The following is a 14,812-nucleotide window of genomic DNA, read 5'->3' on the forward strand; positions in this document are numbered from 1 at the left end:
CTAAAGGTTAGTTATTCACATTTACTTCTTGTAACTCCTCCATAAAATCAAGCAAAGATCCTACAGTAAGAAATGCCTTTGGATCTACCTCATCCTCTGGAACGCATAGCTTTACATCCATTTCTATGTATACAATAAGCTGTAACATCATTACCGAATCTATATATAAATCTTGATTTAAGCGCATCGTTTCTTCTAAATGCGTTACATTTTTCAGTTCCATTTTTTCAATCATAATTTTTAACACGGCATTCTTTAACGCTTCCCGTCTCATGTTGTAACCTCTCCCATCTCTAGTAACTTTCTACTTACTTTTCCAGTTTTATTTTTAGGAATTTCATTTACACTTTCAATTTCATGGGGAACTTTATAAGAAGGTAAGTGCTGAATACACCATTCTCTTATTTGTACTGGATCAACATGAGAGATCACTTTCGCTTTAACTATTTCGCCCATGACAGGATGTTTCCCTCGATATACAATTGCCTCTTGAACACCTTCCAATCGAAGCATCGTTTCTTCTACCTCTATAGGAAAGACTTTTAATCCCGAAACATTAATTACATCGTCCATACGCCCCATAAAATGAATGCCACGCTCAGATTTATACCCTAAATCTTTCGTGAAGATTTCCTTATCATTCATTTTCACGACGATTTCTTCCGGTGCATTTTCATCTGAACCTATGCTTATACTCGCATGAGGTAGAGGGTTTCCTAAATCTAAATGGCTCTTCATATCATGACATATACTAATACAACCTGCTTCAGAACAACCGTATTGCTGCATCATATATGTTGTCATTTCTTTTAGTTTATAAAATAGTGCTTCTGGCAAAGGCGATCCTGATGTCATAATTTTATGAAACTGGAACGTCCCTAATGGAAAACTCCCCATAATGTGTAACATAAGTGGTACTGCATATATAATATGTTTTTCTGTATTGCGAACTATATTTAATGCGAATTTAGGATTTTTATTCGTAATGATTACAGGCTGGCTCCCCCTCTTAATTGCTGATAAAGTACCACATATTAGTCCGTATGAATGTGAAACAGGAGCCATAACGATTGGCACTTCATCTACTTCACAGTTTAAAGCTTCATTATAAGCGGTAATTTCCGTATCAACTTCCGTCCATGCTCTACGAATTAGTTTCGGTTCCCCTGTAGTTCCAGAACTATATTGCAATAAAGAAGGCTCTTCTAGTAAAAAGTTCCCTACTTCTAATTTTGTAAAATCGCTATATTCTCCATATAAAATTCCTACACAATTTGCACGCTTTGCCATTTCAATAGCTGTTTCTTTTGGTGTATCTTCATGTATAAGTAATACTGATGATTTCTTTTCTTTTAAGAAAAACACAATCGTAATAATATCGAATGGATCTTTCAGACAAAGTGCAAATCTATTTCCTTCTGCTTCTTTAAATTTTTCCATTTCCTCATAAACTTGTAATCTCAATTCAAAATCACTTTTGCTATACTCTTGTTTATTAACGATTAGCATAATTTCCCCCTGTAACAGCTAATTTTTGTTTCATAAGTTGTCTTACTCTATACAATGGATTTGGAACTTCATGAACAAGCGATTCCAGATCCATATATAATCGACGTTTCGTTAATTGTTCAGCATAGAATGTAGGTGCATATAATTGAATATTTTCAAATCTACCTTTCAAATGTGGATATATTCTTAAATGATCTTCAATTTCTTCAACAACCATCATCCAAAAATGTTCTTCTTTCAATCCATATTCATCCGCAAGTACGAATGCTAATTCTCCTAAATTAAACAGGAATAGTGCATCTAACACCATCTCTTGCAAACATTCGATGCGATCCATTTCAAAGAAATCATTCATTTTTCCATTTGCATATGTTTTATGCATTTTAGTAAAGTCGGGACATTTGTCAACTTCTCTCAAATATGGACGATAAAACTCAAGCCCTTCATGAAAATCCTTTAACGCAATACGAACAGGCACCCCTTCTTTATGGACTAGAATCATATTTTGTCCATGTGATTCCAGTGCGATACCATGCTCTACAACAAGATGTATAACTGGTATTATCGCTTTTTGAATAAGTAATTGTAGCCAATCCTTCATTCCATATTTGTTCAACCACGCATCAATAATTGGTGTACCATCTTTCTCTTTAGCGTATAAACCATTAAAAGGAATTGCATCCTCTTTTGCATCTAAATACTTATGAATGCTTTCGCGCCAAATACATCCTAATGAACCATATATAGCTTTCTTATTCGTGTCATACGTTACACTTGAAAACTCATTTAACAAGATTAAACGTGCTTCATCCATTAAATAGGCGTCATTACTTACAACATCATTTAACCAATTTGATATTGCTGGTGCACTCACAACAGAGTATGGTTTCAGCGTACGAAGTGTTGAAGTGTTGAGTAAATTCATCGATAATTTAACGTACGGTTTCTTTGGACTCGTAATATTTCTTAACGTTCTCATTGACTGTTGCGCGCAATAATCGTCCTCTGATGTTCCTAAATAAACAATAAATTTACCCTGTATATGATCCGCATAATTTGAAATGATGAAATTCTCCCACTGCCATGGGTGAACAGGTATAAACACGTACTGTTTTGGATTACATCCCTTATTACGAATTCGTTCCATAAACTCTTCTAATTTACGATCGCCAATCTCCTCTTTTAAAAGGTTGTTATACATCACTTCATTCTCATAACCTACAGTCGCATAATTCTTATGCGCTGCAATCCATATGAGTTTTATTGGCTGCATAAATTCATAACCATATTGAAAATTGTCACGATATTGAAATCCAACACGTGCTTTATAACTAGGATGATATGGATGGCCGTCTATTAAATGGCTTTCAAACTCATCGTAAGATTTTTGAGTATATTCTCTCTTATTATTTCTTTCATATTGTGCAATCGTGTCTTTAAATATTGTTTGTTCTAATTCGTGTATAAAAGAATCTAATTTAGCTTGTTCTACACTAGTAACCCGAAAAACTTCTTCTAGAAATTGCGAGACAGATTGTATTTCTTGCTGTTCATCTTGAACTCTTACTATTAATGAGCCTAACGAAATACGTCCAAATGTCATCCGTTCCCTGCCATAGCATTTGTACGTGACACTTTTGCCTTCTTCATCAAGTCCTTGTATTAGAAAAAGAAGTTGTTCTTCTTTTTCTATGCGAACCGGTGTAATAATCCCCTCATAAATTAACGATTCTACTAATTGACGTAGCACTCTTCTTCGTACTGAAATGTAATCTTCTGATTCGAGCGCCTTCAATACTTTCGTATGATACATGTCCACTCTCATAAAACCCTCCACCTTATGACAAAATACCATTATTTGTATTACGTGAAATTTTAACGTTATTTATGAACGAACAGCCACTTCTCTAACGAGTGGATTATGTACTTGCACATAAATAGCTTGCTCCAATGGATTACTTAACTCATCGACATCGAAAAATCTCGTTAGTAAATTTGCTTTACACGCTAACTTATCTTCGTCCAATAATTCTCTTAAAAATGTAGAAGGTTCCCGGTTATATGGAAGGAATGATTCAAGTACAGACCTTAATTCCGAGAGAAGAATTTCCTCCTTAATTAATCCTGCTGTGCCAAAACCATTAATGAGGCCAAACATATGATTGAAAATTAAGTAGTAACGAAATCTCTCATCCACAATATAGTCGTCATATAAATTTCCAGTACGTTCTCCAATACCAGCTAATTCACTATTAAGCATCTCTTTCATTGAATTACAGAAATAAAATCCTTGATTATCACGGAAATAATATTTGACCGGATAACCATCTTTTAGCTGAACAACGCTATTTTGCTGATGAGCTTCTAATGCAACACCATACTGTAAATACATCCATACCATTGGCTTTAAAGAAATATTCATATATCGCCTAAACCACTCTAAGCTTACTTCTTCACAGCTTTTACTTTCTAAATCTGCTAGGCGATGAATAATATTCGATAACCGCGTACGCTCCCCAGGTATAGCGTCTTGAACTAGCCCAGCAATTAATGTTGCGTCGTTTGCATGTTCACTATAAAAAGGATTCTCACGAATAATCACTTCAAATCCAGATTCTTGTGTTCCATAATTTAATGTAATAAAGGCTGGATCACAAATAAAATCAAATCCTGGAAATCTTTCTCGTACTTCACCAATAGCCGTATTTAACATTTCCTTCCCTTCAAGACCACTCTCAAGTTCTTTCAGTTTATTAATACGCATTGAATTCGTTACTTTCACCGGAAATGAAAACTTAAGCATATACTTCGAATTGGGATGATATAGCGTCCTTAGTGATGATGTTGCCATATAATACTTACCTACAGGACCAATATACTCAAGCAATTCTTGAACTATCCAATCTTGTACGTAAGCTTGATGCAAGAGCCATTCTGCCTGAAGCGGATGAATTGGAATTAATGCATATTGATCTTCCTTACAGTACTTCGCTATAAATTCCTTACTAACCATCTCATCATTACTTAATTCTTCTTTTATAATCATTGTTGTAGAATCTGATAATAATGATTTTTCATTTACTATACTTTTATGTGCCCGAAAATAATGAAGCTGACATTCTCCTTTTAATTCTGGAGAATACATTGCACTTTTCCAATCCAATATCCCCTGTCTACTCTTTGGTGTAGGATGAGTTAAATGCCCAAATAATAAAGACTGCTCAGCTTCTATAAAAGTTGTATGAAAACCGTATAATGCGGATGTATCTTCTATTCTCTCTTTTGTAAATTCCTCAATATTTTGACAACTACGAATGACTCGAAGCATAAGTTCCGCAGGATTCGTTCCTTCTCCGTAGTTGATAGACATCTCTTTTATTAAAAATGTAATAACTGTAACATAATCTGCTGTAATAACAGAATTACTATCTCCAATTTGATAATAAAATTGTTCTCCAAACAAATGGCGATCTGTTGATGATTTATATATAACTTCTCCATACAAAGTAACGTTCTGTGCCGATAGCCGACAACATAAATATGTGGGGACTGTATCTCTATTCAACGTATTACTGAAGATACTCTTCATTCTTTCATCCTCTGTAATCCATTCTCCACTCCCTGTTTCTCTTAAATAACAGTTTAAAAAGCTTTGTAATGTTGCATGTTCTGCGATTTGTTTCGCATGCTGCATGTTGGTCCTGCTACTAAAAATATAGATAAATGTACATTCTTAGAGTATTCCTGCTTCTACGTGTCCTGTCTCGCCAATCACTCGCTACTACAGTTTGCTGTAACACTCCACAGGCGTAAATTCCGATGTAGCCCACCGTACATATATACAATCTATTTACGTTAGTATTATATATTCTTTTGCTTGTAAAAGGTTGATTGACGCGTTCAAATCTTTATCCATTACATTTCCACAGTCACATTCATATACTCGGTCGGATAGCTTTAAGTCTACTTTCTTTTGACCACAACATGAACATAGCTTTGAAGATGAATAGAACCTGTCTACTTGACGCAGTTCAATTCCATATTCCTCACATTTCGTCAATAACCATGTTTTAAATGTATAAAAGCACTGCTTAGCAACTGCTTTAGATAGATGTTTATTCTTCATCATACCTTTCACATTCAAATCTTCTACTGTAATAAACGTTGGCTTGGTTTTCACCACACCATTTACAACAGACTTTACATACGCTAATCGAATGTTGGCTAACTTGGCATGTAGTTTTTGCACCCTAAGAATGTTTTTATCTATATTCGCTCTTTTATTAGTAACAGAGTGTTCACCTCTCTTTTTTAGATTTTCAAATTTACGTGATAAAGAGCGTTGTTCACATTTTAACCGCTTTTCTATCTTTTTTACTTTTCCTGTTTTGTTTATATTTTTGTGAATTTTCCCATCGCTACGTACAGCGAAATCTTTCACGCCTAAATCAATGCCTACACCTGTTGAATGGAGTGTTGGCTTCGCTTTTGTTTCTTCCAATTCACAAAGCACAGATACAAAATATTTTCCTGCTCTTTTAGCTATCGTTCCGCTTTTTACAACCGCATCTTTTGAAATATATCCATACTCTTTTAATCTCATCCATCCAATCGTAGGGATTTTTACTCTATGTCTTTCAACTATCCAATCTGTTTTGTTGTTTTTAGGGAAATAACATTTTACATCTTCATTTTTCTTTTTCTTGTAGCGTGGAAACTTAGATAAACCTTTAAAAAATCGCTTAAAAGCTTTATCTCCGTTCATAATCGCTTGTTTTACAGCTTTACTTGATACTTCTTTTATCCACTGGTCACATTCTTTTGTATGAATGTTGTTTAGCCATTTAGAAAATTCATAGCCACTAAGGAATTTCCCCTCGGATTCATATATCTCTTTGTTTTTTGAAAGATATAGATTGTAAACATACCTGCACACTCCAATCGTTTGATGGATCTTGGTTATTTGTTCATTTGTCGGCTTAATCTCTATTAGATATGCTTTTTTCATAGATCTTCATCCTCCGACATTCTCTTTTTGTATTTCCTCAATCTGTATATCCTACAACTAAATATGTGAATAACAGATATCAAATACTAAGCAAACTCTTCTTGTGGAGACAATCTTTCATTAGTAACAATGATAACTTTGACTCCCAACTTATGAAGAAATCCATCAAACCAATCATAATCAAAACGGAAACCCCTATTTTTGTGTGCGATGGTGATGGTTGAAACATTTCTCTCCATGCAGTCATCGAGCTTATATTTTTCATTACGCATATCCACGTTTACTTATGTTTTCACTTACTGTTAGTTCCTCCTCTTTATATTAACGCTATCAGAATTTCATATTATAATTGATAATTGAACATCGTTATCAATTTTGATTCTAATTGATAATGATATTCAATTCAAGAGTATATTTCAGAATTTTTTTATCAAATTAAATTTTTATTTTTTTCTTTCTTTCCTTTAATCTAGTTAAAAGTACACTAGAAAAATTCTTGCTTTCAAACTAATTACCTACTATTTTTTATTAATCCATTTTCTGATGGATTAATAAAAAGGTACACCAAATGAGGTATACCTTTCCCTATGATATGTTTACATAATATTATTATATGTATAAATCTATATAGCTGTTTGTTTTTGTAACAAATTCAAATCTCTCCAACAATACGCTGTTTCTTCTACCCTTACTCTCTCTAAAAATTTCGTATCAATTTTTTCAGGGTTAAATTTTTCATAAAACTTTTTAGAAGGATTATTCGTAACAACCCAAACTAAAAGTGATTGCATATCATTGTTTATACAATCCGATAATAAAGCTTGAAATAACTTTTGTCCTATTTTCATTCCTTAATACTCTTGTAAAAGGTAGATTGCATATAATTCTCCATCACAATTATATGTACCAGTTCTTTCTACTCCCCCATCGATGAATCCAACTATTTCTCCATTTAAATTCTCTGCTACAAATCTAAATTGATAATTACCTTCTTTTTGAAAAATATCTTCCCATTGTTTTTCTCGTTTCTCATATGCTATATTATCTAGAATTTCGTCAGCAAATATCCCTTTATACGCTGTTTTCCAACTATCGACATGCACCTTTGCTATACCTTGTATATCATCCTTTATTGCTCTTCTAATATGTATTCCCATCATTTCTCCCCCTCGTTACTCATCATTATATCAATTTCATTCCTTAAAAATCCAAATAAAAAAGAGTGAATTCACTTCACTCTTTTTTATCACAATTATCTACTTTCCACTTCAACTGAAACTACTCGATCAATCTCTTTCAGGGAACTATATAAATCTTCTGGAGCTAAAATAACCATCTCCAGTTGCTGAAATGCTCCACTATCTATATCTTTAATTTTCACGCGTTTCACATGCATGCCTAAATTTTTAATTTGCTTAAATATACCATCTAACTCATGATGCTCTTTAACAGTAATTTTTATAGATAAATCCTTTTGTCTTAATGAATACGGTCCTGCAATTTTCACAAGTTGCGGAAGTACATTAATCGCTAAAATAATTAAAACCATAGCAACTGTCGCTTGTAAATAAAATCCTGCACCAATTGCGATTCCTAAAGCTGAAGCAGCCCACACCATAGAAGCTGTTGTTAATCCAGAAATAACGTCATTACTTCTTCGTAAAATGACACCTGCGCCAAGAAAACCAATTCCACTAACAATTTGAGCGGCCAGTCGCATCGGATCCATATTTGTATGTCCTGGAACAGAATATACATGCACAGATTCAATTGAAACCATCGTAATTAAACAACTTGCTACAGAAATAACCATACTTGTTTTCACACCAAGTGGTTTATTCTTTAGCTGCCTATCTATCCCGATGAATAATCCTAAAAAGAGTGCTAAACCTAATTTGAGTAAAAATTCATATGACATATTCCCATTCTCCTTACTTTACAATGTTTCCCTTAGAATAACTCACTATAACTCTTTTATGATATCAATTCCAGTCAACTCCGCCTTTTCCGCTCGTTACAGTAATAAAACGTACTCCTGAATCCGGGCGAAGCATGCTCGGCATACCAGTTTCTGTTCTAGTATTTTTCTTTAATTTCTCTGTTAAAGCTGCACGTTCTTCTTGTGTCATAGAACCAAATGTTACCTCCACTTTAGAGGCACCAATTGCGTGAAGTGATTCTTCAATATCTTGTTGAATTTTTGCTTTTAACGGACAACCTTGGATTGTTAGTACTACTTCAAGTTTAACCTCTGTTCCGTTCATTTGTATATTTCTAACCATATTTAATTCTACAACACTTTTGTGTAACTCTGGATCCTCTACATGTTTTAATGCATTCATTATTTGTTCTTGAGTAAGCATAGAACTCATCCCTTCTCTTATTCTAATTTATATACAACATTTTCTTGGCGCTTCATCTTGTGAAAAAGCTTATCATCCACCGCTAACAGGCGGGATTAATGCGACTATATCTCCAGCTTTTATCATCTCTTCATTCATTACAAACTCTTCGTTAACAGCGACCATCACTTTATCCAACGATTGTAAACAATAGCTGGCTTTGAGCCATTCTTTTAATTGTTGCACTGTCATTTCTTGCTTTTCTGAAATCACTAATCGATCCGATCCAACTTCCTCACGCAAATTTGCAAACAATAAAATTATAATCATTTTCTCATTCTTCCTTCTTTGGTTTTCCTTCTGGATATGGTGTATTTTCAAGTTGATCTCCAATCCACATCGTTCCATCTTCCCAAAATTCTTTTTTCCAAATTGGAACAATTCGTTTTATACGTTCAATCGCGTACTCATTCGCTTCATAAGCTACTTTACGATGCGGTGATGAAACTGCAATGACTACCGCAATATCCATTATTTCTAGCCGCCCTACACGGTGCGTAATTGCTACTTTTGTATCCGGCCATCTTTCACAAATTTCTTCTCCAATTCTCATAAGTTGTTTTACTGCCATCGGTTTATATGCTTCATACTCTAAATGTAGCGTTCGTTTTCCTTTTGTTAATTCTCTCACCGTACCAATAAATGTTGTAATCGCACCTGCTTCTCTTCTTGCGACTTTATTCGTTACTTCTTCAACTAAAATCGGATTATCTACAATCTCAAATAGCACTTGTTCCATTAAAACCACCTCTCACTTTATGAAATGTCCAAGGCCATTCACTACCTTCGTTATCTTCTAATAAAAGAACATCGACAAACATATCTTTTTTATATCCTCTTGTCCCGCCCGGCAATACGATAAACGCGTTGGATTCTGCCAATGAAGAAACTGAGCTAGATTTATCAAACCCTGATGGATAAGCGATTAATTTCCCCTCATCATATTGCAATTTTGCTCGTACAAATCTTATAAATGGATTCGGTTTTAGAAAATCTTCTCCTAATAACGCTTTTTCTCTTTTTAAATGTACTTTTTCACTAAACATATACGTCCGAATACACGGTCTTACGAATAATTCAAACCCTACGTAACAAGCTGATGGATTTCCTGATAAACCAAATAATAACTTGCCATTTAATTGTGCTACAGTCGTAACACTTCCTGGTCGCATTGCAACTTTATTAAAAAGAACAGATGCACCTAACTTTTCGTAAATAGCTGGTAAATAATCATAATCTCCTACTGATACACCGCCCGTTGTAATTAACATATCTACTTGGCCAAGCGCTTCTTTCACAGCTGTAAAACACGTATTAAAATCATCACTAAACTTCCCAAAATATTTTACTCTGCCGCCCGCTCTTCGAATTTGAGACAATATCATGTACGTATTACTGTTTCGGATTTTCCCTGGCTGTAATGAATCATTGACATCCAGTAATTCACTCCCAGTCGCTAACAGTCCAATTACAGGTTTTCTCGCAACTGGCACTTCACTATAACCAAATGTAGCAAGAAGAGCTGAAATACCTGGATTAATGTACGATCCCTCCTTTGCAAGAACTGTTCCTTTACGAGCATCTTCACCTTGAAAAGAAATATTGTCGCCCTTTTTGAATGATCGCTTCACTTCCATATAATTGTTGCCATCCTTCTCATATTGACGAGTCAGCTCTAACATAACAACCGCATCACACCCATTCGGAATTTGTGCTCCCGTCATAATTCGAATTGCTTGAAACGGACCTACTTTCTCATGGAATAGCGATCCTGCACCAATTTCACCCACTACTTCAAATACAATTGGCGTTTCATAACTTGCTAAATTAGTATCTTCTGCTCGAATAGCAAATCCGTCATACAGCGAACGATTAAATGACGGTACATCATGGTCAGCTACTAAATTCTCCGCTAATATACGTCCATAAGCTAATTCAATTGGTAATAGCTCCTTTAAGCCTTTATCAGCAAATCCCATCACTTTACGAACAGCTTCTTCAACCGTAATTGGCACTCTTCTTTCCATTGTTGACACCCTCTCTATTAACCGAATACGCGATAATATAGTTGTTTCGCTTTCGAAATATCATTTGTACCATGAATAAAAACACGACCATCTCGAAAAACAACCACGCGGTAATCCTCGAATTGGCAAGATAGTAAATACGGATTCTGATCTACTTTTCCCAGTTTTTGTAATACTTTTTCTATATCATCAAAATTGTATTTCCTATTGTCTACTGTTCTAATTTGAACTGTATTTCTTCCGCATAAAACAGCTGCTTTCGTTTGATTTTCGTATGATAAATAAGGATAAGTTCGATTCAAACCGCATGAGAGACAAGTGTCTGTTTTTATTTTCCCTAATTTTATAAAATGATTTTGATTACTCCATATATCAAACATGAAAAATGTTTTTCTAATTGCTGAGAAATCTTCCACTAAAATTTTGAGTGCTTCTGCCACTTGATATGCTGCGACGATTTGAACAGTCGGGCTAATAATTCCAGCGGTATCACATGTCACACCTGTAACAGGAATATTTTTCAGCATACAATGTAAACACGGTGTCTCTTGCGGAATAATTGTATAACTCATACCATACGATCCAACGCAAGAACCATATACCCACGGAATATTATGTTTTTGTGATAAATCATTTATTACAAATCGAATATCAAAATTATCTGTTGCATCAATGATTACATCTACATTTTTTAATAGACCTTCCATATTTTCTGAAGTTGCATCCATTACGAAAGCATGTATTTGTACTTCCGAATTAATTTGTTCTAACCGATTTTTTGCAGCAATTGCTTTCGGCATTTTCTCTCTCGCATCTTGTTCAGAGTACAATTGTTGCCTTTGTAAATTACTCCATTCAACGTAGTCACGATCAATAATCGTCAACTTGCCAACACCTGCACGTACGAAACTTTCGGCACTTGCACTTCCTAATGCTCCTGCCCCTACAATTAACACATGTTTATTTCGAATTTTTTCTTGTCCTTTACTCCCAACTGGTTTGAACAACTGTTGTCGTGAATACCGATCAGCCATTACATCCCCTTCCTCTCAAGAACTCTATTTCATATTAGAATGTTGTTTCTGATAACAAGCAAAGTAAGCAAAACCAACAAACCCAGCTCCTCCAATTACATTTCCGATAAAAACAGGAACAAAATTTTTAGCCAGATCCATCCACGTTAGATGACCAGCAAAAATAACAGCGGAAATGACAAACATATTTGCTACTACTTGCTGAAATCCAATCACTACAAATGCCATAATTGGAATCCAAATTCCGATGATTTTTCCGACAAAATCACTCGTCCCGTAAGCAAGCCAAAGAGCAAGACAGACGAGCCAATTACAACCAATTGCTAAAATTAAAGTTCTCCCAAATGATTCATGTAACTTCCCTTCCGCTATCGCTACCGTTTTATTTAAATACTCTCCCTCTGTTAATCCGCCAAGATGTCCAAAGCAATACGCAACGAAAATTGCCCCAATAAAATTCATGAGAGTAATCCAAACCCAGTTATTCAGTACACTTATCAATGTAATTTTCTTTGCATAAAGCGCCATAGACAGTGACATCATATTTCCCGTAATTAATTCTCCTCCTGCTAATACTACGAGCATGAGTCCAACAGGAAATACTGCTCCTCCTAAAACATTCACTAGACTTCCCCAGCGCTCAGGTAAATTCCCTAAAACTCGAATGTTAAGTAAAAAACCTATTGCAATAAACGCTCCTCCTAAAAAACCGAGAATAAGCATCGCTGGCAATGTCTGTCTTACTTTTTGAACACCGGCCTCAATGACAAGCTCAGCAATTTGTTCCGGCTTATGAAATGCCATTACCCATTCCTCCATTTTCTCCAAATAAAAAAGCAGCTTCAAAAAACCTCCTCAAAATAAAGGTTTTTGAATGCTGCTTAATTTCTCTGCACATCTTTTACAGAGATATCAATCATCACTTTTACTATAAAATAGAAAATCCACAACTCTTGTAAATTTTCCATTTTTCACTATGACGCTAGCTTTATATATTAACCACCGATATGTGACATTTCAATTTTAGGCATTGTTTTCTTATTTGTATGATTTAAGCGTTCATCTGAATAACGATCTTCCCTATTATTCCATATATCGCGTACTACATCTGTAATGTCCTCATCTGTATGTTCAGAACGAAGCAATTCTCTTAAATCACTTCCTTTAGAAGCAAATAAGCAAGTATATAATTTTCCTTCTGCAGAAATACGAGCTCTCGTACATGATGAGCAAAAAGAATCTGTTACTGATGAAATAATACCTATTTCCTCATCGCTTCCTATATAACGATACCTAGTAGCCACTTCACCAGAATAATTTGCTTCTATCCGTTCTAACGGCATAACTTGATGAATCGTATCTACTATTTCTTGTTTAGAGACGACCTCTTTTAAATCCCAACCATTATAATTTCCAACATCCATATACTCAATAAAACGAAGAATATGCTTATTTTCCTTAAAATATTGCGCCATCTGCAAAATGTCCTGTTCGTTTTTTCCCTTTTGAACGACCATGTTTATTTTAATTTTCATTCCAACTTCAGCTGCAGCCTGTATTCCTTCCAGAACCCTTTGCACTTTGCTCCTATTACCATTTAAATAGAAAAACCGCTCTTCTTCTAAGGAATCTAAGCTAACTGTTACACGTGATAGTCCCGCCTTATATAAATCAGGAGCAAACTTTTTGAGTAACGATCCATTGGTTGTTAAACCGATATCTTCTACACCATCAATTTTATTAAGGCGCTCAATAAGCTTTGGAAGCCCTCTTCGAAGTAACGGTTCTCCGCCCGTAATCCGTAATTTTCTCACACCTAAAGAAACGAAAATACGTGTTATCCTTTCAATTTCATCAAAAGATAAAATTTTATCATTAGACAAAAACGAGTAATCAGGACCAAATATTTCTTCTGGCATACAATATCGACAGCGAAAATTACAGCGATCAGTAACTGAAATACGTAAATCCTTTAACGGACGTTGCAACTTGTCTAATGTAACTGATTTCATCTTCATTGCCTCACTTTTATTTTATATTTAAAACACGTTCTGGATGGGTATATACATTTAAGGAGTGATTACGAATAAATCCTATTGTCGTAATACCTAAATCTTCCGCTAGTTGCAAAGCTAACTCAGTTGGAGCTGATTTTGATAGTATAATTTCACAACCGATTTTTGCAACTTTCAATAATATTTCCGAAGAAATACGACCACTAAAAACAATGATTTTATCTTTTATAGAAATATCGTTTCTTAAACAATAACCGTAAATTTTGTCTAATGCATTATGCCTACCAATATCCATTCGACTTAAAATAATACCATTCACATCACATAAAGCTGCATTATGAACCCCACCAGTATGATGAAACGTATCCGCAGATTGCTGCATTTCTTTCATTAACCGAAAACAATCCTCTGCAGCAACCTGTACATGGACACCCTTCATTTTTTTTGCACTTAGTGCATCATTTGCAAAAACAAACCCTTGCCTACTCATACCACAACAAGACGTAATATAGCGTTTATTTTGCATTTGTTCATAATACGGATTTACTTTTGTCGTTGTTACATGCACAAATCCTTCTTTCTCCTGCACCCATACACTATCAATATCTTCATACTTCCGAATGATTCCTTCAGACGCTAAGAAGCCTATTACCATATCTTCTATATATTCTGGAGTACTAACCATTGTAACAAACTCCTGTCCGTTCATTTTAATGGTGACAGGAAACTCTGTTACAATGCTGTCCTCTATATGTTTAAATGCTCCTTGTTCATAACGAAAGATTTCTCTTTCTACCTGTATCGGTTTCACGATCAG

General features: G+C 34.8%; 13 protein-coding genes and 2 pseudogenes. All 15 read right to left on the reverse strand.

The genetic code is table 11. The features are described from left to right. Nucleotides 1–7 precede the first annotated feature (7 nt). A complete protein-coding gene (asbD, locus tag MR169_RS08030) occupies nucleotides 8–274 on the reverse strand; it encodes a petrobactin biosynthesis protein AsbD (protein WP_086409199.1) in 267 nt (88 codons plus the stop codon). Beyond that, complete coding sequence (locus MR169_RS08035) at nucleotides 271–1,509, reverse strand: AMP-binding protein (RefSeq protein WP_016117631.1); 1,239 nt, start codon at nucleotides 1,507–1,509, stop codon at nucleotides 271–273. The genes asbD and MR169_RS08035 overlap by 4 nt, the downstream gene beginning before the upstream one ends. Further along, a complete protein-coding gene (locus MR169_RS08040) occupies nucleotides 1,496–3,334 on the reverse strand; it encodes an IucA/IucC family protein (protein WP_242319232.1) in 1,839 nt (612 codons plus the stop codon). The genes MR169_RS08035 and MR169_RS08040 overlap by 14 nt, the downstream gene beginning before the upstream one ends. Nucleotides 3,335–3,394: 60 nt before the next feature. After that, nucleotides 3,395–5,203 (reverse strand): IucA/IucC family protein, encoded by a 1,809-nt coding sequence (locus MR169_RS08045; RefSeq protein WP_242319233.1) that lies wholly within the window; start codon nucleotides 5,201–5,203, stop codon nucleotides 3,395–3,397. Nucleotides 5,204–5,359: 156 nt separating this feature from the next. After that, nucleotides 5,360–6,517, reverse strand: a complete 1,158-nt coding sequence (locus tag MR169_RS08050; protein ID WP_242319234.1) for an RNA-guided endonuclease InsQ/TnpB family protein — start codon at nucleotides 6,515–6,517, stop codon at nucleotides 5,360–5,362. 623 nt (nucleotides 6,518–7,140) lie between these two features. After that, nucleotides 7,141–7,674 (reverse strand): annotated as a pseudogene (locus MR169_RS08055) (N-acetyltransferase family protein). 95 nt (nucleotides 7,675–7,769) lie between these two features. Beyond that, nucleotides 7,770–8,435: an MgtC/SapB family protein gene (locus MR169_RS08060; protein ID WP_242319235.1), complete on the reverse strand. Its 666-nt coding sequence runs from the start codon at nucleotides 8,433–8,435 to the stop codon at nucleotides 7,770–7,772. Nucleotides 8,436–8,511: 76 nt separating this feature from the next. Then, nucleotides 8,512–8,880: pseudogene (locus tag MR169_RS08065) on the reverse strand (iron-sulfur cluster assembly protein); the annotation flags it as partial. A gap of 72 nt (nucleotides 8,881–8,952) precedes the next feature. Continuing rightward, the gene (gene moaD / locus MR169_RS08070; protein WP_000583943.1) at nucleotides 8,953–9,189 is read right to left on the reverse strand and encodes a molybdopterin converting factor subunit 1; all 237 of its coding nucleotides are present in this window, start codon (nucleotides 9,187–9,189) and stop codon (nucleotides 8,953–8,955) included. 4 nt (nucleotides 9,190–9,193) lie between these two features. Continuing rightward, on the reverse strand, nucleotides 9,194–9,658 hold the full coding sequence (gene moaE, locus MR169_RS08075; RefSeq protein WP_000438664.1) for a molybdopterin synthase catalytic subunit MoaE: 465 nt from the start codon (nucleotides 9,656–9,658) through the stop codon (nucleotides 9,194–9,196). After that, a complete protein-coding gene (locus tag MR169_RS08080) occupies nucleotides 9,639–10,946 on the reverse strand; it encodes a molybdopterin molybdotransferase MoeA (protein ID WP_242319236.1) in 1,308 nt (435 codons plus the stop codon). Before MR169_RS08080 ends, moaE begins: the two co-directional genes overlap by 20 nt. A gap of 17 nt (nucleotides 10,947–10,963) precedes the next feature. Continuing rightward, nucleotides 10,964–11,980 carry a molybdopterin-synthase adenylyltransferase MoeB gene (locus MR169_RS08085; protein ID WP_242319237.1) on the reverse strand — a complete coding sequence of 339 codons (1,017 nt, stop codon included), beginning with the start codon at nucleotides 11,978–11,980 and terminating at the stop codon, nucleotides 10,964–10,966. Nucleotides 11,981–12,004: 24 nt separating this feature from the next. Continuing rightward, on the reverse strand, nucleotides 12,005–12,784 hold the full coding sequence (locus tag MR169_RS08090) for a formate channel (protein ID WP_000863998.1): 780 nt from the start codon (nucleotides 12,782–12,784) through the stop codon (nucleotides 12,005–12,007). Between the two features lie 191 nt (nucleotides 12,785–12,975). Then, nucleotides 12,976–13,992: a GTP 3',8-cyclase MoaA gene (moaA, locus tag MR169_RS08095; protein WP_242319238.1), complete on the reverse strand. Its 1,017-nt coding sequence runs from the start codon at nucleotides 13,990–13,992 to the stop codon at nucleotides 12,976–12,978. Nucleotides 13,993–14,008: 16 nt separating this feature from the next. Continuing rightward, nucleotides 14,009–14,806, reverse strand: a complete 798-nt coding sequence (gene fdhD, locus MR169_RS08100; protein ID WP_000802689.1) for a formate dehydrogenase accessory sulfurtransferase FdhD — start codon at nucleotides 14,804–14,806, stop codon at nucleotides 14,009–14,011. Nucleotides 14,807–14,812: the final 6 nt, after the last annotated feature.

It is taken from the genome of Bacillus cereus group sp. BfR-BA-01349 (genome assembly GCF_022663795.1).
Lineage (GTDB): Bacteria > Bacillota > Bacilli > Bacillales > Bacillaceae_G > Bacillus_A > Bacillus_A cereus.